At 41.3% G+C, this 25,883-nt stretch carries 21 protein-coding genes and 1 pseudogene; 6 read left to right on the top strand and 16 right to left on the bottom strand.

Annotation, left to right across the window (positions count from 1 at the left end; genetic code table 11):
• Window positions 1-12: 12 nt before the first annotated feature.
• The 6 genes from NST22_RS03785 to NST22_RS03760 all read right to left on the bottom strand — a co-directional run bounded on the left by NST22_RS03785 (window position 13) and on the right by NST22_RS03760 (window position 4,639).
• Complete coding sequence (locus NST22_RS03785) at window positions 13-597, bottom strand: TetR/AcrR family transcriptional regulator (RefSeq protein WP_003243181.1); 585 nt, start codon at window positions 595-597, stop codon at window positions 13-15.
• Between the two features lie 114 nt (window positions 598-711).
• Window positions 712-1,149 (bottom strand): spore coat protein YeeK, encoded by a 438-nt coding sequence (yeeK, locus tag NST22_RS03780; protein ID WP_003244206.1) that lies wholly within the window; start codon window positions 1,147-1,149, stop codon window positions 712-714.
• 133 nt (window positions 1,150-1,282) lie between these two features.
• Window positions 1,283-2,002, bottom strand: coding sequence for a YebC/PmpR family DNA-binding transcriptional regulator (locus tag NST22_RS03775; protein WP_003242611.1), 720 nt, complete (start codon window positions 2,000-2,002; stop codon window positions 1,283-1,285).
• Between the two features lie 159 nt (window positions 2,003-2,161).
• Window positions 2,162-2,335, bottom strand: a complete 174-nt coding sequence (gene phrH / locus NST22_RS03770) for a phosphatase RapH inhibitor PhrH (RefSeq protein WP_003242557.1) — start codon at window positions 2,333-2,335, stop codon at window positions 2,162-2,164.
• Entirely contained in the window at window positions 2,325-3,455 is a 1,131-nt protein-coding gene (gene rapH / locus NST22_RS03765; protein WP_003243267.1) for a response regulator aspartate phosphatase RapH, read from the bottom strand. Before rapH ends, phrH begins: the two co-directional genes overlap by 11 nt.
• A gap of 161 nt (window positions 3,456-3,616) precedes the next feature.
• On the bottom strand, window positions 3,617-4,639 hold the full coding sequence (locus NST22_RS03760) for a hypothetical protein (RefSeq protein ID WP_003243884.1): 1,023 nt from the start codon (window positions 4,637-4,639) through the stop codon (window positions 3,617-3,619).
• Between the two features lie 211 nt (window positions 4,640-4,850).
• On the opposite strand from NST22_RS03760, the gene yeeF reads away from it, so the two are divergent.
• The 4 genes from yeeF (at window position 4,851) to NST22_RS03740 (ending at window position 8,153) form a co-directional block, all read left to right on the top strand.
• Window positions 4,851-6,860, top strand: coding sequence for an LXG family T7SS effector deoxyribonuclease toxin YeeF (gene yeeF, locus NST22_RS03755; RefSeq protein WP_003242909.1), 2,010 nt, complete (start codon window positions 4,851-4,853; stop codon window positions 6,858-6,860).
• A gap of 19 nt (window positions 6,861-6,879) precedes the next feature.
• Window positions 6,880-7,335: a TIGR01741 family protein gene (locus NST22_RS03750; protein ID WP_010886434.1), complete on the top strand. Its 456-nt coding sequence runs from the start codon at window positions 6,880-6,882 to the stop codon at window positions 7,333-7,335.
• A gap of 239 nt (window positions 7,336-7,574) precedes the next feature.
• Window positions 7,575-7,781, top strand: coding sequence for a bacteriocin immunity protein (locus NST22_RS03745; protein WP_003233877.1), 207 nt, complete (start codon window positions 7,575-7,577; stop codon window positions 7,779-7,781).
• A gap of 66 nt (window positions 7,782-7,847) precedes the next feature.
• The gene (locus tag NST22_RS03740) at window positions 7,848-8,153 is read left to right on the top strand and encodes a hypothetical protein (protein WP_003242885.1); all 306 of its coding nucleotides are present in this window, start codon (window positions 7,848-7,850) and stop codon (window positions 8,151-8,153) included.
• A 261-nt stretch (window positions 8,154-8,414) separates the two neighbouring features.
• Here the strand turns inward: NST22_RS03740 and NST22_RS03735 are convergent, their stop codons facing one another.
• From NST22_RS03735 to NST22_RS03720, 4 genes and pseudogenes are all read right to left on the bottom strand, one after another.
• Window positions 8,415-9,563, bottom strand: a complete 1,149-nt coding sequence (locus NST22_RS03735; RefSeq protein WP_003244035.1) for a GIY-YIG nuclease family protein — start codon at window positions 9,561-9,563, stop codon at window positions 8,415-8,417.
• A gap of 112 nt (window positions 9,564-9,675) precedes the next feature.
• Window positions 9,676-11,475 carry a DEAD/DEAH box helicase gene (locus NST22_RS03730; protein WP_003233883.1) on the bottom strand — a complete coding sequence of 600 codons (1,800 nt, stop codon included), beginning with the start codon at window positions 11,473-11,475 and terminating at the stop codon, window positions 9,676-9,678.
• An 11-nt stretch (window positions 11,476-11,486) separates the two neighbouring features.
• Window positions 11,487-14,126, bottom strand: coding sequence for a class I SAM-dependent DNA methyltransferase (locus NST22_RS03725; RefSeq protein WP_003244282.1), 2,640 nt, complete (start codon window positions 14,124-14,126; stop codon window positions 11,487-11,489).
• Window positions 14,127-14,200: 74 nt separating this feature from the next.
• Window positions 14,201-14,464 (bottom strand): annotated as a pseudogene (locus tag NST22_RS03720) (recombinase family protein); the annotation flags it as partial.
• Window positions 14,465-14,516: 52 nt separating this feature from the next.
• Between NST22_RS03720 and NST22_RS03715 the strand changes: the two are divergent.
• Window positions 14,517-15,419: a recombinase family protein gene (locus NST22_RS03715; RefSeq protein ID WP_003233891.1), complete on the top strand. Its 903-nt coding sequence runs from the start codon at window positions 14,517-14,519 to the stop codon at window positions 15,417-15,419.
• A 12-nt stretch (window positions 15,420-15,431) separates the two neighbouring features.
• Here NST22_RS03715 and rlmD read toward each other — a convergent pair whose 3' ends face one another.
• The 3 genes from rlmD to srfP all read right to left on the bottom strand — a co-directional run bounded on the left by rlmD (window position 15,432) and on the right by srfP (window position 21,459).
• Window positions 15,432-16,811 (bottom strand): 23S rRNA (uracil(1939)-C(5))-methyltransferase RlmD, encoded by a 1,380-nt coding sequence (gene rlmD, locus NST22_RS03710; protein WP_003233892.1) that lies wholly within the window; start codon window positions 16,809-16,811, stop codon window positions 15,432-15,434.
• A gap of 255 nt (window positions 16,812-17,066) precedes the next feature.
• Complete coding sequence (locus tag NST22_RS03705) at window positions 17,067-17,978, bottom strand: diacylglycerol kinase (RefSeq protein ID WP_003233894.1); 912 nt, start codon at window positions 17,976-17,978, stop codon at window positions 17,067-17,069.
• A 322-nt stretch (window positions 17,979-18,300) separates the two neighbouring features.
• Window positions 18,301-21,459 (bottom strand): surfactin resistance protein SrfP, encoded by a 3,159-nt coding sequence (gene srfP / locus NST22_RS03700; RefSeq protein WP_003242663.1) that lies wholly within the window; start codon window positions 21,457-21,459, stop codon window positions 18,301-18,303.
• 131 nt (window positions 21,460-21,590) lie between these two features.
• Here srfP and NST22_RS03695 point away from each other — a divergent pair, with 131 nt between their 5' ends.
• Complete coding sequence (locus NST22_RS03695) at window positions 21,591-22,460, top strand: TetR/AcrR family transcriptional regulator (protein ID WP_003243222.1); 870 nt, start codon at window positions 21,591-21,593, stop codon at window positions 22,458-22,460.
• A gap of 14 nt (window positions 22,461-22,474) precedes the next feature.
• Here NST22_RS03695 and gatB read toward each other — a convergent pair whose 3' ends face one another.
• Genes gatB through gatC form a run of 3 tightly spaced genes read right to left on the bottom strand, consistent with a single transcriptional unit; the run spans window position 22,475 to window position 25,682 of the window.
• Complete coding sequence (gene gatB, locus NST22_RS03690) at window positions 22,475-23,905, bottom strand: Asp-tRNA(Asn)/Glu-tRNA(Gln) amidotransferase subunit GatB (RefSeq protein WP_003219444.1); 1,431 nt, start codon at window positions 23,903-23,905, stop codon at window positions 22,475-22,477.
• A gap of 13 nt (window positions 23,906-23,918) precedes the next feature.
• The gene (gatA, locus tag NST22_RS03685) at window positions 23,919-25,376 is read right to left on the bottom strand and encodes an Asp-tRNA(Asn)/Glu-tRNA(Gln) amidotransferase subunit GatA (protein WP_003242878.1); all 1,458 of its coding nucleotides are present in this window, start codon (window positions 25,374-25,376) and stop codon (window positions 23,919-23,921) included.
• Between the two features lie 15 nt (window positions 25,377-25,391).
• Window positions 25,392-25,682, bottom strand: a complete 291-nt coding sequence (gatC, locus tag NST22_RS03680; RefSeq protein ID WP_003219442.1) for an Asp-tRNA(Asn)/Glu-tRNA(Gln) amidotransferase subunit GatC — start codon at window positions 25,680-25,682, stop codon at window positions 25,392-25,394.
• Window positions 25,683-25,883 lie beyond the last annotated feature (201 nt).

Below are 25,883 nucleotides of genomic sequence, written 5' to 3'. Positions count from 1 at the left end.
CTTTACCACATGTTAATCAAGCACTGATAAACTCACGTCAACATGGTCCTGAAGCCGATCCATATCTGCCGTCACTTTTGCAATAAATGTCAGTGACAGCCTGCTCTGATTCAGGTACCGAGCAAGCGCAGATATATCAGTATCTTCGCCATTCAATTCTCCTTGATCCTTCGCTCTTAAAAGCCCGTGATAAAAAGCGTCCTCAAGCTGCTTGGATTGTCTTTCAAAATACCGGGCAAGCTCAGGGTCATGCGGGATCTGTTCAATCGCGCTGTTAATAATGTAGCACGCCTTCGCCCGTTCCGGATCCCTCAGGGCATTGACACCCTCCTGAAAAATATCACGAATGGCTTCCTTTACAGATCCTGGCGCTTCAAGCCTTTCCATAACGGCAGCGTTTTTCCCTTCAAGATACGATTTCACAGCGGACAAAAACAAATCACGCTTCGTTCCATACGTATCATACAAACTTTGGCGCGCAATGCCTAAATGAGAGAGCAGATCCTGAAGAGACGTTCCTTCGTAGCCATACTCTCCAAAAACCTCTATCGCCCTGTGAAGAACAAGCGCCGTATCAAATTCTTTATTCCTCCCCAAAAAATGATCACCTCCTGAAACAAATGTTACCATTTTCCAGACTGAACAGTCAAGAAAAAAGCTAAAAAAACACTCTTGATCTGCAAGAGTGTCCTCTTTTTATCATCATCTTCTTTATTTATAACCGTCTTTTCCCCAGTGGCCCATATGGTGATGATGGTGGCCATAATGACCATCATGATGGTGGTGATGATTATCCTTTCCAACATGGTGATGATGGTGATGAAGATTATCTTTTCCATCATGATGATGGTGATAATAGTGGTGATGGCCATCATTTTCATGGTGCATGCTCGGATAGCTTCCAGTTCCCGGAGAGCCTCCATAGCCGCCGCTTGGGTAACCGCCGTACCCACCATATCCCGGATAGCCGCCGACTCCTCCATGTATGCCGTGATCTGGGTAGCCTTGCATGCCATAGCCCGGGTGGCCTCCATACATGCCATAGCCCGGATAGCCTGTGCTTTGCATGCCATAGCCCGGGTGGCCAATACCAAAGCCCTGATAATGACCAAAACCAGGTCCGCCATACATATGTCTTGTATCAGTCATATTTACTCTCTCCTTCACATAGGTTACAGTCCAGAGTATGAGAATATCTTATAGATCGTATAGGCGGCCGCCTACATACAGCTAAAACAATTTCCGGGACAAAAAAAGCAGGCCATAACAGCCTGCTCACTCCTTACTCACCTAAATCAACGTTATGATATACCTGCTGAACATCTTCCAAATCTTCTAATGCATCAATCAATTTTTCAAACTGTTCCTTTGCATCATCCGGAAGCGTTACTTCACTTTGCGCAAGCATTGTCAGCTCCGCTACTGTAAATTCCTCGACACCCGCGTTTTTAAACGCCTCTTGCACCGCATGGAATTGATCAGGCTCGGCATACACGATCGCGCTGTCATCCTCTTCTAAAATGTCACGTACATCAACATCCGCTTCCATCAGGATTTCAAGCGCTTCGTCAGCCGTTTTGCCTTCCACACCGATTACAGCCGTCGCGTCAAACATGTAAGCAACAGATCCGCTCACACCCATGTTTCCGCCGTTTTTCCCGAACGCCGCACGCACTTCCGGCGCCGTACGGTTTACATTATTCGTCAGCGCATCAACGATAATCATTGATCCGTTCGGCCCGAAGCCCTCATAACGAAGCTCATCGTAATTCTCTTCCGCTCCGCCCTTCGCCTTCTCGATCGCACGTTCAATGATGTTTTTCGGCACGCTGTAAGTCTTCGCACGTTCAAGCACAACCTTCAGCGCCTGGTTGGATTCCGGATCAGGCTCGCCCTGTTTCGCCGCCACATAAATCTCACGGCCAAACTTCGCATAAATCCGACTCGTATTTGCGTCCTTAGACGCCTTCTTCTCTTTAATATTGTTCCACTTACGGCCCATGATGTTCCACTCTCTTTCATATATATCAATCTAAATACTGTTATTCACTTTATCCATTATACCTCAAATGGTTTGGTTGTTTCGAGTGTCTTGCGTTAGAAATAGAAGGAATGCCGCGATGTGGAAAATGGAACGTCTTCCGTAAAGCAAGAAAAAGCCCTAGCTAAGGGCTTTCTTCTGATCACTAAGTTTGTAAGGGGAATGATCGATATACGTCGTATTTCGATCTGTCGATTCCTTAAATCCACCGGAGTTTGTCAGGGTTGGAAACGACATGCTTCCGAAAACTAGAGTAACAGCCAGACACATCATCACTTTTTTCTTAATAGGCATATAAACACTCTCCTTTTAGAATATCTTCTTGGGCTTTCAGCACTTTCCGATAAAACGCAGCTGCTTGTTCAAAGTGACAGCTGCTTTCAAAAACAGCGGCAGCACTCCGGGCACATGCTTCAATGTAAGCGTGCAGGTTCTTTTTTTCGAAATAGCTTAAAAGATCATGAATTTTTCGTTCATCAACAGTCTCCTTGTACACGGCCTGCAAGAACAGAAACAATTCTTTATAAAATTTGTGAGAACGTGCTGTGATATGGTCTAATCCTTCCTCTATGAACTGAAACGCCTTCTGTGTTTGGCCCGCTTTACATAATGTCCAGCTTAATCCAAACAAGACTTTCGGAAGCAGATCAGGCACTTTCTCTCTGCTTACTTTCGCCGCTTTTTGGAAATGTTCTACAGCCATCTGATCGTCTCCTGATCTGTCATAGCTGTTTGCAATGTTCAATAGAGAAATGGCGATAAACCTGTCATTTTGAATGTCCATTGCCAATTCCAGCGCCGCCTCTAAATGCGGGAGCGCTTTATCATAATGTTTGAAATCATCATAGTTGCCGGCGATCACAAACAAGCTTTGTATCGTTCTAATGCTGTATAGAGGATGGTTTTGATAAATGTCCAAGGCTTGAAGAATATGATACATCGACACATGGGTTTGCTTCATGTGATAATACGCTTCTGCCACTTTAAAATGGAATTCCGCTTTCTCAATATCATCTGACACAAACGGCAGTTCTTTCTCCGCCTCGCGATAATATCCGATCGCTTCCACATATTCTTTTTGGTCAAATTCATACATGCCGCGGAAAAACAAAGAGTAGTATTTCAAAAGACCTGTGAGTTTTTTCTGAGGGGTCTCGATCGTTTCAAGAAGCTCTGTCACTGTAGGGCGATTCCCGTATGTTTTTCCCGGCTCCAAATAATCAAGCATCAGCTGGTGCCGAAAACACATCAGAGAATAATAGATCAGTAAATCCTGATCTTCTTCCATCTGCTGAATGTCCTGCTCAACCTCCGCTTTCAGAATCTCAGCATCCGGAACACTGAACTGGCGAATCATTTTATACCATTCATTAATCTTAACACCAACACGCGAAGACGGTATGGCTTGACTCAACGGCTTCCCTCCTTCTCTATGAGATATGTCATATTCTATCAATCCCAAATTTTGAAAACAATATAGAAGGAAGAAATTGTTTTTTCATCCTGTCAATTTGTTTTTTTCATAAAAAAGAACCCTTTATGCAAGGGTCTTTGTCATTCTATTTCATATAGTATTCACTTATTGTCAACCACAACAAAATCCTGAACCTTCACCTGTTCCTCAGGCAAATCAAACTGATAAAGCATCTCCTTAGAATGGATATCAAACACACCCACGTATCCGCCGATGCCCTTTTTATGCTCTTCCTGGGCAACTATATACAATAGATTCCCCTTAAACTTCGCCTCCATATAAGGGAATTTCAAGCTGTATGTGTGAATAGAAAAATCCTCCCCATATTCCAGCAAGTTCGCTCCACCCTCTTTGTCCTCGTACGCCACGTAAAAACTGCCGCTTTCTTTGTCATAGTACACAGTATCTGCATATTCAAGATCTTCAGGATACGCAATATATGTCGTCTTCCATGTCCCTTTTTCAATCACAGTCAATTTATGATCCGAGCTCGCGACGATAAATTCCTCCGAGTCTGCGAATTGATCAGCGTATGAGGCTAAGCTCAGGGTCTCAATCATTTCCTCTGTTTTTCTGTCAATCACGTAAATAGACATGCTTTGAATGATATAAATAAAGTTCTCATCACTGGCCCCCATTGTGACAAGCGGAGGCAAGGTAAGGGTATATTCCTTTTTCGTTTTTCTGTCGTTTATGTGGATCTCATTTCCCGTCGTATCAACATTATAGGCCTCAATAGTGACATCCTTCCCCTCATACCAAAACGCAAATGGATCTGACAGCGGATGCTCTTTGATCACATCCTTCTCCAGCGTGTAGTAAAAAGGCTCGTGTTCCGCCAATAATACAAGGTCTGTTGATGCATAAGATTTCGTTTGAATATAAGGCACATCCGCCACCTTAAACGTACGCCTGTTAAACCGTTCGCCTGTAGAGGTTGAAAGCAGCACGCTTTCTTTTATGAAAGGATTGGAGTAAATAAAAAAGATGCGGTCTTCTTCGGGGTGAATGGCGGAAGATTGGACAGGAATACTATCTTTATTGCGTAACTGAACATACAGAACAAACAGGATGACACATACCATTAAAACTAATAAACCAAATGTAATCCGTTTTTTCGTCATCAACATGCTCCTTAAAAAACAATATAGAATACAAACTTCCAAAAAATGTGTAGCAATCAATATCATTTCGACCATGTTTCCTCCAATCCCTCCACGAATAAAGACACATGCCAAATGACTCATTTTTCCACCAAAACACGTTCTCACCCCCACCTTATCCCGACCCGTGGTAAAATTTTGATATTGAGCGAACAAAAGAAGGGAAATGGTCATGAAAGTATTTGAAGCGAAAACACTGCTTTCGGAAGCGACAGACCGTGCAAAAGAGTACAAAGAACTAAGAACGCAAATGGTCAACTTGAGAAAAGCGTTAAAAGGAGTCGCTGATCTCAGTGACAGTGAATTCTCAGGAAAAGGCGCCAGCAACATCAAGGCATTCTATCACGACCACGTCGGCGTCGCCGACCAGTGGATCGACTACATCGACATGAAAATCGCATTTTTCAACAGCATCGCCGGAGCCGCCGAAGACAAAGGCCTCTCAGACGCATACATCGAAGAATCCTTCCTGGAGCACGAACTGGCAAATGCCAATAAAAAATCTAAATCCATCATGTCCGAACAGAAAAAAGCGATGAAAGACATCCTAAACGATATCGACGACATCCTCCCGCTCGACCTGTTTTCAACAGAAACCTTCAAAGACGAGCTGGCCGATGCCAACGACAAACGCAAAAAAACACTGGAAAAATTGGACGCCTTGGACGAAGACCTGAAAACAGAATACGCCCTGTCTGAACCAAACGAACAATTCATCAAATCCGACTTCCAAAAGCTCCAAGAAGCAACGGGTAAAGGCAAAAACGCCACACCCATCCACTACAACGCCAAGGCGTACCGTGAGAGTGACATACATAAGAAAAAAGGCGACATTGAAAAGCGGACTGAGGCTTACTTGAAGATTAAGAAAGAGGAAGCGAAGGAACGCGAGATTGAGAAACTGAAAGAAAGACTGAAAAACTACGATTATGCAGATGCCGATGAATTCTACGAAATGGCAAAAACGATCGGCTATGAAAATCTGACAGCTGAACAACAGAGATACTTCACCCAAATTGAAAACACGCGTGAGCTTGAAGCAGGCTTCAAAGGGGTTGCCGTCGGCCTTTATGATTCCGGGAAAGACGCGGTCGTAGGCCTGTGGGATATGGTCACAGATCCGGGAGGAACCGTTGAAGCGATTACCGGAGCGATGGCTCACCCGATCAAAACGTATGAAGCCATTTCAGCGGCAATCGAAGAATCGTATCAAAAAGACATGGTGAATGGTGACACCTACTCAAGAGCAAGATGGGTGTCATATGCGGTTGGCACTGTTGTCACATCAATTGTCGGCACAAAAGGCGTAGGAGCCGTCTCAAAAACTGGCACAGCCGCCAAAGTGACGACCAAAGTCAAAACAGCAGCAAGCAAATCAGCAACAGCCCAAAAAGCCATAACAGTCTCAAAACAAACCGTTGATCACATCAAACAAAAAGTAAACACAGGCATTGAAGTATCAAAAAAACACGTCAAAACCAAGTTAAATCAAATCGGAGATCTCACACTTGCGGATATTCTCCCGTATCATCCCCGTCATGATTTAGTGCCGGCAGGCGTTCCTTACAACGCAGTCAACGGGGTCACGCTTAAAGAAGGACTGCAAAAATTCGCCAAGGTCATCCTGCCGAAACCATACGGAACGTCATCAAGCGGAAGACGAACTCCAGCGCCACATGTACCGCCGGTAACCGTCAAATACGGCGAGCATTTCGCAAGATGGAGCAGAAAGAAAGTGCTGAAGCCTAATATCATCTACAAAACAAAAGAAGGCTACACGTACACGACTGACAACTATGGTAGAATTACAAGTGTCAAAGCAGACTTGCAGCTGGGAGAAGCGAAACGAAACCAATATGCACAAACGAATGCTGGAAAGCCCCAGGACCGAAAGCCTGACGATGACGGCGGCCATTTAATCGCCACCCAATTCAAAGGCTCAGGCCAGTTTGACAATATCGTGCCGATGAATTCTCAGATTAATAGGAGCGGTGGGAAATGGTATGAGATGGAGCAGGAGTGGGCAAAAGCCCTAAGCAAAAAACCACCTAAAAAAGTAGCAGTTCAAATAGAACCAGTCTATTCTGGGGATTCACTTAGACCATCATATTTCGATGTAACCTACAAAATTGGGAGCAGAAAAGAAATAAGCGTCTCTATTAAAAATCAGCCTGGGGGTTAGAAGAATGGAAACTAGGAAGATGCAAGATTTGTATCAACTTATTGGAGAAAAACTCAATGACATCATACCTGGTGAATGGACAAAGATATATCTTTATGCAGAAGTATTAGATGATTCCACAATGGTTCTTTTTCATTTCAGAACACCAGAAAATAATCAAATTATTTATTCACAAGATATACCTAGCCATTACAACGTAAGCAAGGATATTTTCAAGACGTTGTTAAGAGAACTAAGAGAACTTTTTGAAGAATTAAGAACTGAACACAGAAATAATAACGATGATGTTTGGACTAACCTTACACTAACATTGGATCGTAGCGGAGAATTCCAATTAGATTATAATTATGATGATATTTTAGCCTCAGAATTAGATGGATATGAAAGAATCGCAATATGGGAATATAAAAACCTTGGTATTTTGCCTGAAGATGAGGATGATAAAGAATTTGTAATTAGTTACCTCGGTCTATAATTAAAAAATGGCTCAGCCCTACTCTGCTGAGCTATTTTTTATAAACCAATCTAAAATAAAGATATTTTAGAGGTTTTCCATATGAATATATTGTTATAAATACAATTAATAAACTCTATAATGAGACTAACTTTTCTCAAGACAATTATCTATCATTATGCAAACAACCTATAACATTATCAGAAGAAATAAAGTCATTTGTAAAATCAATGGAGATACAATCTATTGGAGGGCAAACAATGGATAAACTGACAAAAGAAGAGTTGATCTTTCTTGTAAAGGAATTAATGAACCCAACATTAGATGATGAGAAAGTCAGTGAATATCTCGATTTATTAGAGAAAAATGTTCCTTATCCGGCACCAAGTGATTTAATTTTCTGGAGCAATGAAGATTACACAGCGGAACAAGTTGTAAAAATTGCTCTAAATTATAAAGATGAGTAGTCTATCAAACCATTAAACAGATATAGCAACTCTCAAATAGAATAGAGATTTAAAAGGAGCATCACCTTGACAGTAAGAAAAGAATTAATAAAACAAATAAATTTAACAATCACTGTAATAAAAACAATAAATCAAAAGAATCCAACTCCAATGGTGAAAAACATATTAAAAAGATATGAAGAGGCAAAAGAATTTATCCTTCAATCATCGGATGGAAAATTCGAAGAAGACCTCTCTAAAGTTAGAAATAAACTAGACACTCTGACGAGAGCATATCTAGAATCAGCTAACGACTACATGAATCCGATGCTCAAAGAAATGCATAAGACAGAAAAACTGCTAAAAGAGTATGACGAAACTACTCAGTCGTAATAACCGCAATCCTAACTTCACGAATTGAGTTTCCGCTAACCTTCACACAACCAAATATAACGCAAAACACCCAAACTCCCTTTTGCGGACAGCACCGAAAATTTTTTTTGCGGTCGCTCAACCCCTTCCTATTAATACTCGCAACACATAATTCTACAATTGTGACAAACTCCAAAGCGGAACAAGTTATTGTTATGGCATCAAATTTTTTCATAGTCTACTATAAAATTATTATTAATACTAAAATCCTAATATACTAATTTAGTCATAAAGATGAACCATCATCACAATCTCATCTATTACAGCTTGTAAATCTTCAAGTGTGACAACGAACCACTCTTTAGGAACTAACATCTTTCCATTTGCCCCCAAAATAGAAACATCCAAATTATTATTTGCTAGCGCATGATGGATTGCCGTCTCAAATTTGCTAGCATTCATATTGAACACTTGATATGTGGTTACAATTTCTACTGGAGCATAAAGATAAGTTGATTGATTTTCTGCATTCCTGATTCTATTTTCTACTGAACCAGTTGTAAAACCGATCTTATATAAATTCTTAATGGAACTAATTTGCGGATCTGTACTCAAAGATTTTAGTACGTAAATAAAGCCAGTCGAAACATCATCTTCTCTAACATTATCCAACAATGTATCTTCATTGTCGGTCACACGTCTACCATGTTTATATAACTCCGCTGATAAGGAACGTAGTAACATATCTGATTCCGTTCCATTTTCAAATATACATCGAAGTCTAGCATTGGTTTTTCCCTTTGCTTTTTTACGTTCTCCCACATCTTCAACATAAAGAAGAACTCCTTTTAATATATAAAAACTATTTGACTGTATGTCTTGTTCATTTTTGAAAGTTAAAATTTTTCGTTTACCCTCTGTAATTTCCTTGTGGCACTTCTTGAATAGCTCTTCAAACTTTCCAAAATCTTTTATTTTTTTACGCTTTGCAACGTATTCAGGCATTGTCGTAACCTTTTGAAGTGAACTTGTATCAAAAATTGACCTAGTTATATCATTATTTAAATTATCACCTAATAATGCAGATGAGCCACTTTTTAGAATATCATCAATTGAAGAAATTTTAGGAATTGTTAGTTCCTTCGATCTTACTTCAAGTAATCCAATTTCATCATACTCTTTCAAATATTCCATACGATCAGGATCTTTCCGAATCCCAATTAATCGACTTGCTAAACTTCTTTCAGTTAAATCAGTAGGGACTTTTTGGGGTTCTCGCCCATTTTCTTTGACGAATTCAATAATCTCCAAAAACTTTTCAACTTCAGGATCATACTGGGCTTTTTGTGTTTTCTTAGGTGGTGTTGTGATTTGGTAAAACAGCTGACTTTCCATGATTTCATTAATAGAATGGTATCTATTACTTGCCATTTTCACGTTTCCTCCTAAGCTCTTGCATGTATAATACAGCTTCACCCATACGCCTTTCAAGTGGGTCTTCAGATTTTGAATCAGGTCTTCTACCAGTTGAACGATAAAATTCCTAAACCTTTGGCCATATGAATACTAGTTCATCTTCATCAAAATTAATACGTTTTGCATCAATAGTTTCCTGAATCAGTTTTAGCACTGGTGAGTTCAATTCTTTCGATAGAACCTCAAATGCTTTTTGGAACGGATTGATGGAATCAATCAGATTGATATCTAAATCCTCAATGTTTATAAACTTATCTGCCATTCTTATAAATTCTTTACTTCCTACAACTTCAGACTTAGCACCTTTCATAACTGTATCTAGAACAACGTGCTGTCTAACTTCCTCAATTTCCTCATCTGATAAATTTGGATATACTTTTTGAATAACTTTCGGAATCAACACTTTGTTCAATACTTTGGGATCTACTTCTCCACTAAATGTTTTTTGGACTTGTGAATCTTGCATGATTTTTGCTTTTAAATCATTAATATCATTTTCAATAATCTTTTTGACATTTTCTGTTGATGGTTCTTTCAATCCCTTAACGAATAATTCTCCTGTAGTAGAAGATTTTTCACTTTCATTTCTTCTACGTTTAAATTTAAAGTCAGGTGTAAGGACCTGCTCCATCAAAAGTGAGGCAGAAATAGCTTTAAGCATTGTATTCACTGTATAAGTCACTACTTCATCCTTTGCATCAGGCATTGCGATTAGGTTGGTAAATTGAGCATAGGTTTTATTGTAACTATCACGTGTACAGCGCCCAATTATTTGTACTATTTCTGTAAGTGAGCCACGATAACCAACTGTCAAAGTATGTTCACAAAACGGCCAGTCAAAGCCCTCTTTCGCCATACCAAGAGCAATAATTATATCTAAATCGTCTAGGGCTTCAATATTACGCAAATACGCAACGACATTTTCTCTTCCAACTTGGTCATCTACTAAATCTGCAATTTTCAATGTTTTACCGTCAGAATGTCGCTTAACATAAATAATTCCAGTATCATCATCTTGATATTCAACTTCACCAATCATATCAAGTATCTTACCAACTTCATCGTACTTATCCTTTGTCGATTCCCCTGAGTTTACATTTGGAATATGAACGATTGTTTTCTTATTTGTATCCAATACTTCATTAATAGCTGATGTGTACTGGCCTTGATAGAAGTGATATCCTATACCAAATCCCTTTAGATATTCATATCCATCAAGTTGTTCATAATAGGAATAAGTTACCTTGTCAAATAATTCCTCATCTTCTGGTAATAAAATTGGTACAGAATCTCCACGGAAATACGACCCAGTCATCGCTACAATATGTGCTGATGAATTATGAATAATACTTCTTAACAATTCACCTAATCGAGAATTGACATCTGCCGATACATGGTGAAATTCATCTATTGCAAGTAAACAATTATCAAATGCTTTATCATCAATTTTTTCAAACGCAAATCGCAAAGTAGAGTGCGTACATATTAACACCTGATCGTCCGATTCCATAAAACGAACAAAAGATTTAACCTTAGAGTTATCTCCGCCAACAGTTAAATTATTTCTAGGATCAACTTTCCAATTTTCAAAGAAACCATAACTTTTTAAATCCGTATTTTTAAATGAAGAACCTATAGAGCGTTCAGGTACAGCAACAATCACTTTCCTCAAACCTTGATTTATGAGCTTATCCAAACCGATAAACATTAAAGCTCTAGATTTCCCAGAAGCTGGCGGTGCTTTAACTAAGAGATATTGTGAGTTACGTTTTTCAAAAGCTCTTGCCTGCATTTCACGCATACCGTATTCATTTGTTTTCTTACTTTTACCAGTTTGGTTATAATTAATTTCAATTATATTTTCCATACACCTTACACCTACCGTTCTGTCATTTCTTGATACAATTTAAGCAATACTTCTAAGCGTTCTTCATCAGATTCAAATTGTTTTTGACGATACGCTCTTTCTACAATTCCATCCAACTTTTCATGTGCTACTTTTAATTCAATTGGCATTGTTGAAGGGTTATAAAGCTCTGCTAATGTACCACCCTGCTCTTCACGAAGATCAAGAATTTCAAGAATTGCTTCTTCAATTTCATTCTTCCTTCTTGTTGATAATTCAGGAATAGGGAAAGTGTTATAACATAAACCTGCAGAGTACCTATAGTCAGTTTTTAATCTTCCGGCTACAGCTTTTACCCAAGTCATATGCATCCGTGACATCAAAATGCCTAGAAGGTAAATTTCTGCATCGTAAATTACATAAATTAGATTTGACAAAATTGTATCTGCACCTGCTAATCCCATTGGAATATAAAATCTATTTTCAGAAGACACAGATGGAACAACAATGGAATAATTAGTTGTTTCATGAGTATCTCTAAACTTCCACGGAGTTAATGCAAGTTTATTCGTTCCTTTATCTGTTGATTTTTCCCTGTGATTTTTTGAAATTGAGATTCTTTCTTGTATTAGAGGATTAGACTTTATTTTTTCATATTTTGCTTCATTAAGCCATAAACAATACCGTAAACCACCATTAATAAACTCTACTGAACCTATAAACTTTTTAAAATAGGGAACTAATTCAGGATACTTATTGATTGCGTCTGTATATTCCGTAATGGTAAAGAGTAATCCTCCGCCATCATTAGGCATGTTCCCAAAATGCAGTTTGGGTAAGTCTGAAATTGGCTTCGTCCTAGAAGAAACAAGAATATTTTCACCATCAGTTAAATAGGGACTAATGTTAGAAACTAGCTTTTTCGTTTCATCAACAAATAAATACTTGTTTACTTTGGTATCTAACGGGCCAAAACCTACAATCACAACAATTACCGCAGCATTATTTTTAGCATTATTCGCCCATTTAAAAGATTTATAGGCAAAATTGATTTGAATTCCAAACTTGAATAACTCATTCCATAAGATAGAAACCTGTTCCCCTTGAGTAACTGAATTTGTTGATACAAAGGCAACTTTTGCATTTGTAGTTGAAGCGTATTTAGCACCAAAGTAAAACCAAGCAGAAATATAATCAAGCATTTTACCATTCTTGACTTTTCCAAAAATTGATAACATATCAGATTTATGTTCTTTGTTTTGTTTTTTTGAACCAAGATACGGTGGATTACCAAAAACATATACTTCTTCAGATCCTTGTGCGGGACAAACCTCAGTCCACTCAACCCTAATAGCATTTGCACAACGAATATCCCCTGCTGTATGAAGTGGTAACGTTGGGCGTACTGCATTATGAACTTCATTTTTTAATTCTTCATTCATTTGATGTTCAGCAATCCAAAGTGATAATTTTGCAACGTCATGTGCAAAATCTTCAATCTCTATTCCGTAAAATTGAGATAAAGTTACTGAAGGTACATAAAGATACTCTCCCAAGAGTTCTTGAAGTCGTTTTATAATATTGATTTCCATACGCCGTAATTCTTTGTAGGTAATAATCAAAAAGTTCCCTGAACCACATGCAGGATCAAAGAATTTAATTTTGCCGATTCGTGTTAGAAGATTTTCAAGTTTTGTATAATCATCGTATGCATCTAAAAAAGACTGATTAAGTTTATCTAGGAAAAGCGGTTTAATAACCTTCATTATATTGGGGACACTTGTGTAGTGCATACCTAAATAACTACGGCTTTCTTCAGAAGCAACAGCTTGAATCATTGAACCAAAGATATCAGGATTGATTTTAGCCCAGTTTAATAATTCACCGCACTCAATAATTAACTTTCTGGATTTGGCAGAAAATTCCAACTCTGTATGTGGTTCAGTAAACAACTGGCCATTTACATACGGAAACTCTTTTAAATAAGATGGAACATCGTCTCGTTCATTTTTATCTAACACGATAAATAAATCAGCAAATAATTTATTTAGATTTGAACCATCTTCTTCAGTCAAAGTCTTAATTAAATTCGTAAAACTATTTCGTTTGAAGATGTCAGTATCTTCTGCGAAAAAACAAAACAGTAAACGAATAAGAAATAAATCTAACCCTCTATTAGTCTCAATAATATTGTTTTCTTTACGAAGTACATCATATATCCGTGCAAAACGTTCGGCTGCTTTAATATCAGCGGGGTTTTCCTTTTCAAACTCTACTTTCTCAATACCTTTCCAAGCAAGGAAGAAATCGAAATACTGAGGAAGTTCTTCAAATTTAACATCAAGAGCCTCTAATGTTTTTGTATCTTTCGCTAATACTCCATCATAGTCAGTAACTAATAAATATCGTGGCTTAGCTGAAAGATATTCAACTTGTTGTTCTATATCAATAAGGGCGTCAAAGAGCTTTCCTTTCTTAGCCTCCTTAAACCACACCTTATTCTTTAAGTGTACTTCACCAACCCGTTTTGTAAGGTTTTGATTTCCTTTTTTCAAGCGCGTAATTGTAGCTCGTGGAACATCATATACACCGAGTAATTCATACAAGAAATCTGAATGATCTTCTCGATTCACTATTTCAGCAATTTTATCTTCTAAATCAATGAGCGCCATTTCGTTTCCCCCATTAAACTTTTGATTACTTTTATAAAAATTTCTCAAGATATTGAATAATTAATTCACAATATTTATCCATTTATAGCTTCAGCAGCTTTCTTCTTTTTAGCTCTTACAAGTGTAGAAACTGATATCCCAGTCATATCTTCAACTTGTTTATACGAATGATTTTCTAGTAATGTTAATGCATGATTGATTTGCTGCTTTGTGAACTTTTTGGGTCTTCCTTCTCGGAAATCCGGATTCTGCTTGGCCAACATTTTACCTTCTTGAGTTCGTTCTACAATCATATCTCTCTCAAATTCAGCAAACGCAGAGAAAATAGTAAATATTAGAATCTTTTCAGAATATATTGCTGGAAAAGGCTTTGATGCAATAGCAAGGGGATTGTATAACGAAGGGGTCACTAGTCCCTCGCAGCTTGCCCGCAAAAAGAACGCTACTGACAAATGGCACGGATCTTCAATAAGAAAAATTCTCGAAAATCCTCACTATACTGGGACACTACAACAATGTAGAGAATATAGACCGAGTGTTACCAGTAAAAGAAGAAGGTCAGTTAACCTAGAAAACCAAATAATTATTGAAAAAAGCCACGAACCAATCATACCTTTAGAAGACTTTCTTATTGTACAAGAGATTTTAATAACTAGAAAAAGAAGGAGACCTCAAGCTGAAGTACATCTCTTTACAAATACTGCGGTTTGCAAAGATTGCAGGAGGTCAATGCATTTTAAAAAGAATCGAAAAGGTTATGTTTGTGGAAGTTATAATAAACATGGTTTAAAAGCATGTAGTGATCATTACGTAAGTGAAATAGATTTAACTGATAAAGTAATAACCAACCTAAATAAGATATATTTGAAATTCAGTAAGGAAAATTATTTTAAAGAATTAAGTGAAAAAGCGTTAAAGTACAAAGAAAAAATCGAATCTAAGATAATCGAAATTAATGAAAAATTAAACGATAAAAAGAGAGATAAATCCAATTTAGTTATCTCTCTTGCTAATGGTGTTATATCTAAAGAAGATTACCAATTAGCCATAAATATCACCAATGAAGATATTTCAAATTTTGAAACTACCCTTCACCAACTATCTAAGGACCTAGAATTTCAAAAGATTGAAAAAGAAATAATTGATTTTAAAAAGAGCTTAGATAAATTCATGAAGGAAGGTACACTTACCCCCGAAATGCTTCATTTGTTAGTAGATGAAATAGAAGTACATGCAAATGGAACCATTGAAATCAATTATCGTTTTAGAGAACCAACAGTTCCATCAGCATAGATTTTTGACTATTTATTCTTTTAATTTTATCAACACACAGCACTCCACATGATTCGTATGCGGAAACATATCCACAGGCTGCACTTCGCGCGTCACGTACCCGCCATCCTCAAGCACCCGCAAATCTCTCGCAAGCGTGCCAGGATTACAGGACACATACACTACCCGCTTCGGCTTCATCTCCACAATTGTCCGCAGGAGGGCTTCGTCGCAGCCTTTTCTTGGCGGGTCGACGACCAGCGTATCAGCTGTAATGCCTTCTTCGTACCACTTTGGAATCACGGTTTCCGCTTCTCCAACAGCAAACTCTGCGTTTGTGTTGCCGTTTAATTCGGCGTTTCGCTTCGCGTCCTCAATTGCTTCCGGCACAATCTCTACACCGTACACTTTTTTCGCCTGCTTTGCCAGGAAGAGAGAAATCGTTCCGATGCCGCAGTAAGCGTCGATGACGGTTTCTTCCCCTTGAAGCTCAGCGTACTCAAGCGCTTTGTCGTAGAGCACTTTTGTTTGCTCTGGGTTGACCTGATAAAACGATCTGGCGGAGATGGCGAATTTGACGTCTCCGATGAGGTCGTAGATGTATTCTTCGCCCCAGATGACGTTTGTTTCGTTGCCAAAAATGACGTTTGTTTTGTTTGGGTTGATGTTTTGCACGATGGATTTGACGTGCGGGAATTGCGCTGTGATGTCTTCGATGATCTTCGCTTTGTGCGGGAAGTCGCTTGTTCTTGTGATGAAGACGATCATCATTTCGCCCGTAACAACGCCGTATCTGACCATGATGTGGCGGAGCCAGCCTTTGTGGCGTTCTTCGTTGTAGGCTTTGACACCGTAGTTTGCGCAAATGTCTTTGACAGCTTGAACGGCTTCGTCGTTTTTGGATTGCTGGATCAGGCAGGCGCTCATGTCGATGATGTCATGGCTTCTTTGCTGATAGAATCCCGCGACGAGTCCGCCTTCCCGTTCTCCTACCGGCACCTGTGCTTTGTTTCTGTAGTTCCACGGGTCTTCCATGCCGAGTGTCGGGTGCACGGTGACTTTTGAAAGGTCCAGCTTGCCGATGCGTTCTAAGACGTCTTTGACTTGTTTCTGTTTAAACAGGAGCTGGCCTTCGTAGGTCATGTGCTGAAGCTGGCAGCCTCCGCATTGTTTGTAAATCGGGCATGGGGCGTCCGTTCTATGCGGGCTTTCTTCCTTCAGCTCAATCAGGCGGCCGAAGGCGAACCCTTTTTTGACGCGTGTCACTTTGATTTGGGCTTTTTCCTCGGGTAGGGCATTCGGCACAAAGATCGGGAAGCCTTGGACCTTTGCGACGCCCGCTCCTTCATGTGTCAAATCCTCAAATGTCACATCGTAGTATTCATTTTTTTCTACTGGGGGTTTCATTTTCATCTATAATCACCTCTAGTTTTAAGCGAAAGAAAAACTTGGCCTATTCAAGCCAAGTTTCAGCGTGTAGGCAAACCTTCGCATTCGTTGTCAGGCCTGTGCTTCGGTGCTCACGAATTCAACATTCGCTGTGCTCCGATGCTCGCCCTTCCTAGACTTCAAAGGTTTTCAATCACGCTGAAAAGATGACAAAATCCTAAAACGAAAACTGTTTTAGGATTTTGTCAACATTCTGAGCTTGGCTTACCAAGCCAAGTTTTAGTCATCCAACTGTTCCGCTTTCTCCTTCGGCATGACGACGTGAATGTGCCGGTACAGATTCACGAATTCGCCCGGCAGCATGCCGCCGTACTCGCCGTCCAGGTTCAGCTGCATCTTTTCTGATACATTGACTTTCACGCGGTTCGCTTTTGTATAAATAATGTGCTGGTCGTTGATGTGTTCTCCGCGAAGCGCCATCGTGGCGACCCTGATAAATTCAGCAAGGTTTGCTTTCTTTAGTATCATCAAATCAAACATGCCGTCATTCAGGCTGGAATCCGGCGCGAGCTTTTCGAACCCGCCGACGGAGTTTGTCAGCGTGACCAAAAACAGCATGATTTCACCTTGAAACAGCTTGCCGTCATATTCAATCTCGACTTCTGTCGGACGAAGTGAAGGCAGCATTTCCATTCCTTTTAAATAATAAGCAAGCTGGCCGAGCATTGTTTTCAGTTTGCTTGGCACGTCGTACGTCAGCTCCGTCAGACGGCCTCCGCCGGCGATATTGATAAAATACTGGCCGTTGACCTGTCCGATATCAATCGGGCGGGCAACGCCGTTAATGACCGTATCTGCCGCTTTTAAAATATCCTCGCGTGGGATTCCGAGCGCTCTGGCGAAGTCGTTCGTTGTGCCGACAGGAATCACACCGAGTGTCGGACGATTGTCTAAAGGCGCAAGCCCGTTGACGACCTCGTTGATCGTTCCGTCTCCGCCTGCCGCAATGATCAGGTCAAACTCACGCAATGCCGCTTCCTTGGCAGCGTGTGTAGCGTCTCCTGCGCATGTCGTCGCATGGGTGGAGGTTTCATAGCCGGCTTGTTCAAATTTTTGCAGGACCTGGGCAAGATGCTTTTTAAAGATCTCCCGTCCTGAAGTCGGATTGTATATTATGCGTGCACGTTTCATTATCTCATCATCCTACTTAAGAGTATCCGATCCATTTTTACACTAACAACCTTTAATTATACTATGAGTTAAAAAAATCGCAACAAAATGTACATAATCTTACAGGTGAAAACGCACAAAAGCTCAAAACTGATTCTTGTTTTGAGCTTTTGTCATCCTTAACATTCTTTCAGCTTGATTGAAAACCCTTGTAGTCTAGGAAGGGGGAGCATTGGAGCGGAGCGAATGTAGAATTCGTGAGCACCGACGCGCAGACCTGACAACGAATGCGAGGGTTTTTCAACAAGCTGAAAGCCTCAGCAGAGCTGAGGCTTTTTGTTTTTTACTCTTCTTCCGTTCCCGGTTTTTTCTTGCGGAACTTCGCCAATACTTCATATACGATTGGCACGATCAGGAGCGTCAGAAGCGTTGAACTGATTAAACCGCCGATAACCGTTACGCCGAGTCCTTTTGAAATGACCTGGCTTCCGCCTTCGAAGCCGAGGGCTAATGGAATCAAGGCGCCGATTGTCGCAATGGCTGTCATCAGGATCGGACGGAGTCGTGTAGAGCCGGCTTCCAGGAGCGCTTCTCTCGTAGACAGGCCTTCCGCTTCCTTATGAATCACGCGGTCAATTAAGACAATGGCATTCGTGACAACGATACCGATCAGCATGAGCATACCGATCATGGCGTTCAGACTGATCGTTTCACCTGATACGTAAAGTCCGACCAGGGCACCGATGACTGTGAACGGCAATGAGAACAGAATCGCAAATGGCGCTAGTGCTCCGCCGAAGGTAATCACGAGCACAAGGTAAACGATCGCTATTGCTGCCAGCATCGCTAAACCGAGCTTCGTGAAGGAATCAGCGATATCCGCTGATACGCCGCCTGTGTCAATCGATACGTTATCAGGGTGGTCAAGCTTATCGATTTTCTTCTGGATAGCAGCTGATACGGCTGTGACGTTGTCAGAGGTAACCTCACCTGTGACATCTGCATAGACTTTTCCGTCACGTTTTGACACGGTATCTGATGTTGATCCTTCTTTCACTTTTGCCACATCGCCGATTTTGACTTCCTGGCCAGTCGCGGAAGTGATCTTTTTATTCTCTAAATCTTTCACACTCTTATACTCGTCTTTTTCTGTCTTAATGTTCACATCAAGCTCTTTGCCGTCTTTTTTCACAGTGGTGAGCGGTTCTTGCGATGTTTGTGACATTAAGGCCTGAGAAATTTGAGACGCGGTTAAACCGAGCTTGCTTAGTTTTTCTTGGTCAGCGACAAATGTGTACTCATCATATGTGCTGGAAAGGCCTGAATTTACGTTTTTCAGATCCTTTTCATCTTTCATGATTTTTTCAATGTCTTTGACCGTGTCTTTAATATCGTTTTCAGAATCGCCATACACATAGTATGTTAATTCGTTATTATTGCCTGAAGAGCTGAAGTCCTGTGACTTCCATTCTCCGCGGTCAGATTGCTTTTGGATTTCCTTCAGAACGTTATCTTTTTCTTTATCAAAGTCAGGTGTGTCGCTTTCATATTTGATATAGAATAACGCACCGTTAGAATCTCCTCCGGCAAGCGGGCTGCCAGAGCCTAATGAATACTGAACCGTATCGACATGCTTGCGGTCAAGCAGGATTTTTTCCGCTTTTTCAGCTTCATTTTCGGCTTCTTTTTTCGTTTCACCCGGTTCTGGGCTGTATGTGAGCTGCATCGTTTTTTCTTCCTCGGACGGCAGGTAGCTGGCACCGATTAACGGTACGAGGAACAAGCTTCCAAGGAGCATCAGAACCGCGATGATAGACGTGATCCATTTGTGGCTCAGCGCCCAGTTCAATACTTTTTTATAGATGTTTGCAAGTCTGCCAGGTTTGTGTTCTTTCGCTTTAATCGGCGCACCGGTTAATGATTTTTTGAACAGGCTGTGTGCGAGCATCGGCACAAGCGTGATTGAAATCACTAGGGATGCGGCAAGCGCAAAAACAATCGTTAAGGCAAATGGAATAAACAATTCACCGATTTGTCCGCCTACAAGTGCGAGCGGCAGGAATACCGCGATTGTCACAATCGTTGATGACATGATCGGTTTAAACATTTCCTTCGTCGCTTCACGAACCAAGGCTTTTCCGCGGAGCGGCTCATCTTTGAGTCTCATGCGGCGGTAAATGTTCTCGATCACAACGATGGAGTCATCGACTACACGTCCGATGGCAACGGTCATTGCGCCGAGCGTCATAATATTCAATGTGATATCAAGCTGCTGCAGCACAAGGAGTGCGATCAGCAATGATAATGGAATTGAAACAACAGAAATTAATGTTGATTTGATATCTCTTAAGAATAAGAGAATAATCACAATCGCAAAAATAGCACCGAAGATGGCTTTGCTTAACATCGTGTCAACTGACTGTGTGATCGGCTCCGCCATGTCGAGAGTTGCGCTGTAATTGAAGCCTTTATGGTCTTCTTTGAACTTTTTCAGCTCAGCTTTGACATCGTCGGCAACCTCTACCGTATTCGCATCGTTTGCTTTGACGATGTTGATGCCGATGCTGTCTTTGCCATTTGTGCGTGAAACGGATTCAGCTTTTTTCACATCTTTAATTGTAGCAATGTCAGAAAGCTTGACCGTCGGCACTGCTGTGCTTGCGCTTTGCTGCACCTGTGCTGCCGCTTGCGCGCTTTGGGCTGCTTGAGCACTCTGCGCACCTGCTTGAGATGCTGCGCTGCTGCCTGCACTTGAAGCAGATGCCGTCGGGATTCTCATATTCTTCAAATCTTTAATTGTTTCAATATCGCCGCTGACGACGACAGATTTTTCTTCATTTCCGAATGTGTACAATCCAAGCGGAGTTGTCACATCTGAACCTTGAATCACTTGCTTGACTGTATCTTCATCAAGGCCGTATTCCTTCAGTTTGTCTTCTTTGAAAGAGAATTCAACCTCTTCCACCTGCTGGCCTGATACTTGGACGGACGCAACGCCTTCTATGCCTTCAAGCTTAGAAACGAGGCTGTCCTCCACTTGTTTCGTCAGCTCTTGCAGATTATCTTTATCACTGGACACGCTCAGCGTCAGAATCGGGAATGAGTTCAAGCTGTAGCGTGAAATCTCCGGATCCTTCGCGTCATCAGGCAGGTTGACGTTTTCTAACGCTTCAGCTGCTTCTGTTTTCGCTTTGTCCATATCTTTCTCATAATCATATTCAATCATGACCGACGATGCGTTTTCATAGGACGTCGACGTCACAACGCTGACACCGTCCAAGTTCTGTACGGCTTGTTCAACCGGTTTGGTCACTTCATCAGCCACTTGGCTTGGTGTTGCACCCGGATATGTCGTGCTGATCGTCAAGTAAGGCATGTTCACGTCAGGAATAGACTCTTGCTTCATATTCATACCCGCATACAAGCCGGCTGCCGTTACAATAATCGTCATCAGCCATACGGCGAATTTGTTTTTCAGAACGAAATTAATAACGTGGTTCATCATATCCTCCATTACATTTTTTATTGACTGACTGGTCATTCTATATAATACTAAACGTTATAACGCAACAACGTCAACTCATATACCAGAAAATTTTACTAAATTTTTCAAGGATTAAGGGGAAGCACGTCATGAATGAAAAAAAAGAGAGAATCATAAAAACCAGCATTCGTTTATTTGCGAAAAAAGGATTCGCAGCTACGACGATCCAAGAAATCGCCAGTGAATGCGGCATTTCGAAGGGCGCTTTTTATTTGCACTTCAAATCGAAAGAAGCGCTGCTGTTATCTGCCTGTGAATATTATATCGGTATGTCTATGAACAAAATGAAAAATATAGAAGAAGATCTCGCCGGAAAGCCGCCTAAGGAAGTGTTAAAAAAGCAAATTGGCGCTCAATTTGAGGATTTTCGCGATCATAAAGATTTTATCGTTCTTTTGCTTACCGAAAATATCATTCCGGAAAATCAAGAAATCAAGCAATACTTTTACAAAGTAACCATGGAGACGGATAAGCTGTACCGGAACGCCTTGCTGGTATCCTATGGCGAAGGAATCGAGCGGTATGTCGCAGATCTGTCCATCATGGCAAGAGGCATTGTGCATTCCTATATGAACGTGATGGTATTTAACGGTGAGCTTAATATCGATGCAGAAGAAATCTCAGCCTTTATTATTGAGAGACTGGATGATCTTGTACAGGGGCTGAGCCGTTCTGCACTCAATCCGATTGTATCAAAAGACATTTTTAACCCGATGCCTGCGGGAAAAGACCAGCTGCTTGAGGACATTCAGAAAGTGAAAGAAAACAGCACGCTGCCCGAGGATATCACCGTGTCACTTGATGTTATCGAGGAAGAATTGACTCAGGATAAACCGCGCAAGCCGATTATTAAAGGCATGCTGTCCAATTTGGCCGGAACCAACGACAAAGAAGTTGAAAGGCTTCGGGCCCTCATCTTGTCTTTATCTCAATTTGACCATAAAAAAAGCAGCCTCTAAGGGCTGCTTTTTTATTAGCGTTTTTTAATTTCTTCAAGCAGAATTTTGTTGACCATCGGCGGGTTGGCTTGTCCTTTGGACGCTTTCATAATCTGTCCGACTAGGAAGCCGATCGCGCGGTCTTTTCCGTTTTTAAAGTCTTCGATTGATTGAGGATTGTTGTCAAGCGCCTCAGTGACAAGCTTCAGAAGCACGCCTTCGTCAGAAATCTGAACAAGGCCTTTCTCTTTCACAATCTTCTCAGCGTCGCCGCCTTTTTCAATCAATTCTTTAAACACTTTCTTCGCGATCTTAGAAGAAATGGTTCCTTTTTCAATCAATTTGATCATGCCGGCAAGGCCTTCAGGTGTCAGGGCAACATCGGCAAGCTCTTTTTGTTCTGCGTTTAGGTAAGCTGACACTTCACCCATCAGCCAGTTAGACGCTTGTTTAGCTTCAGCGCCTTTTTGAACGGTTTCTTCGAAGAAATCAGCCATTTCTTTTGTCAGCGTCAGAACCATTGCGTCATATGCAGGCAAGCCAAGCTCTTCGATATAACGCTTGCGGCGCTCATCCGGAAGCTCAGGAATGCTTGCTTTTACGCGTTCCTTCCATTCATCATCAATGTAGAGCTCGACTAGATCTGGCTCTGGGAAGTAACGGTAGTCGTCAGATCCCTCTTTGACACGCATAAGAATGGTTTTCTTCGTTGCTTCATCATAACGGCGAGTTTCTTGCTGGATGACGCCGCCGGAAAGAAGAACCTGCTCCTGGCGTTTTTCTTCATGCTCAAGGCCTTTTTGAACAAACGCAAAGGAGTTCAAGTTTTTCAATTCTGTTTTTGTGCCGAATTCCTCTTGGCCGATCGGACGAAGAGAGATATTGGCGTCACAGCGAAGTGAGCCTTCTTCCATTTTACAGTCAGAAACGCCTGTATATTGGATGATGGATTTCAGCTTTTCAAGATATGCGTACGCTTCTTCCGGCGTGCGGATGTCCGGCTCTGATACGATCTCAACAAGCGGCGTTCCTTGACGGTTGAAGTCAACAAGAGAATAGCCGTCGCCCGTATGCGTCAGTTTTCCGGCATCCTCTTCAAGATGAAGGCGCGTGATGCCGATGCGTTTTGTTTTGCCGCCGACTTCAATTTCGATCCAGCCGTTTTCGCCGATTGGCTTATCAAATTGAGAAATCTGATACGCTTTCGGGTTGTCAGGATAGAAATAGTTTTTGCGGTCAAACTTCGTATCCGTTGCGATCTCACAGTTGAGCGCCATAGCGGCTTTCATTGCGAATTCAACGGCTTCTTTGTTCAGAACAGGCAGGACGCCCGGATATCCGAGGTCAATAACGCTTGTCTGCGTATTCGCCTCCGCGCCGAATGGCGTTGGAGAGCTTGAGAAAATTTTTGATTTTGTTTTTAACTCAACGTGGACTTCAAGTCCGATTACCGTTTCAAAGTTCAATTCTTTTCACCCCTTACAGTTCAGGTTTTGCTTTATGATGGTCTGTTGCTTGTTCAAATGCATGAGCAACGCGGTATACAGTGCTTTCATCAAAGTGTTTTCCGATGATTTGCAGGCCGAGCGGAAGTCCGTCTGCTAATCCGCATGGCACACTGATTCCCGGTACGCCGGCAAGGTTGACCGGAATCGTTAAGATATCGTTTGCGTACATTGTGAGCGGATCCTTCGTGTTTTCACCGATTTTAAACGCAGGTGTCGGTGTAGTCGGTCCAACAATAACATCATATTTTTCAAATACGTCCTCGAAATCCTTCTTAATCAACGTACGCACTTTTTGCGCTTTTTTGTAGTACGCATCGTAGTAGCCTGAGCTTAAAGCAAACGTTCCGAGCATGATGCGGCGTTTGACTTCATTTCCGAAACCTTCAGCGCGCGTTTGCTTGTAAAGGTCGATCAGGTTATCCGCGTTGTCTGTGCGGTAGCCGTAGCGGATGCCGTCAAAGCGTGCAAGGTTCGCTGACGCTTCAGAAGATGACAGCAGGTAATATGTCGCAAGCGCGTATTTACTGTGCGGAAGAGACACTTCTTCCCATGTAGCGCCGAGACCTTCAAGGACTTTCAGCGCTGCCAAGACAGATTCTCTCGCTTCTTTGCCGACACCTTCACCAAGGTATTCTTTCGGAACGGCGATTTTCAGTCCTTTGATGTCGCCAGTTAATGAAGAAAGAAAATCAGGCACGTCCACATTTGCACTCGTAGAGTCCATTTTGTCTACGCCGGAAATCGCTTGAAGTAAAAACGCGTTATCCTCAACCGTACGTGTAATCGGTCCGATTTGGTCCAATGAAGACGCAAATGCGACCAGGCCGTAACGAGATACACGTCCGTATGTAGGTTTTAATCCGACAACGCCGCAGAAAGATGCCGGCTGACGGATGGAGCCGCCTGTGTCAGATCCAAGAGAAAACGGAACTTCTCCCGCAGCAACCGCAGCTGCAGATCCGCCGCTTGAACCGCCGGGAACTGTATCCAGGTTCCAAGGGTTTTTCGTCAGCTTGTAAGCTGAGTTTTCTGTAGATGACCCCATGGCGAATTCGTCCATGTTCAGTTTTCCGATTGTGACCGCTTCAGCGTCTTGAAGGCGCTGAACGACAGTAGCATCGTAAATCGGATCAAAGTTTTCGAGAATTTTGCTGGAGCATGTTGTGCGCAGCCCTTTTGTTACGATATTATCTTTTACGCCGATCGGCATACCGAAAAGAAGACCGTGCTCAGAACGGCCGTCAACCGCCTCATCAAGCTCCTTCGCGTATGCGCGCGCTCTTTCTTCATCTAATGCCAAAAAGGCTTGTACCTTATCATCAACCGCTTGGATGCGTTTATAAGATTCATCAACCAGATCAGAAATCTTAATCTCTTTTTTATGTATGAGCTGTTTTAATTCTGTGATTTTATGATCAAATAATGACATTCTTGTGTCCCTCCTTTAGTCCAGAATTGATGGCACACGAATATAGCCGTCTTTATGGTCAGGCGCATTTTTCATGACATCCTCAACCGGAAGACCTTTACCCGCTTCATCTTCTCTCATGACATTTTTCATTTTCAGCACGTGAGTTGTAGGCTCCACATTGTCTGTGTTAACCTCATTAAGCTCCTCGGCAAATGAAATGATACTGTCGAGCTGTTCAGTGAACATTTTTGCTTCTTCTTCAGTAATCGCAAGTCTTGCAAGGTGCGCAACGTGCTTTACTTCTTCTATTGAAATTCGTGACATATGATCCACCTCCACATATTTCTCCGTTAAGTCATATAATACTGATCATATCAAAAACAAGCCCTTTAAAGCAACAAAACGCCTTGAGACAGGCCTGTGTTTTCGAAACAATACCCTATATATTTTATACTAAAATGAGGAGAAGGAGAAACGAAATATTTTTCTGAATATTTTTACTTTAATTATTTTTTGAAAGCGTTT

The sequence above is a fragment of the Bacillus sp. PS237 genome (assembly GCF_037963345.1).
GTDB lineage: Bacteria > Bacillota > Bacilli > Bacillales > Bacillaceae > Bacillus > Bacillus subtilis.
This window is presented reverse-complemented; position numbering and strand designations above follow the sequence as displayed.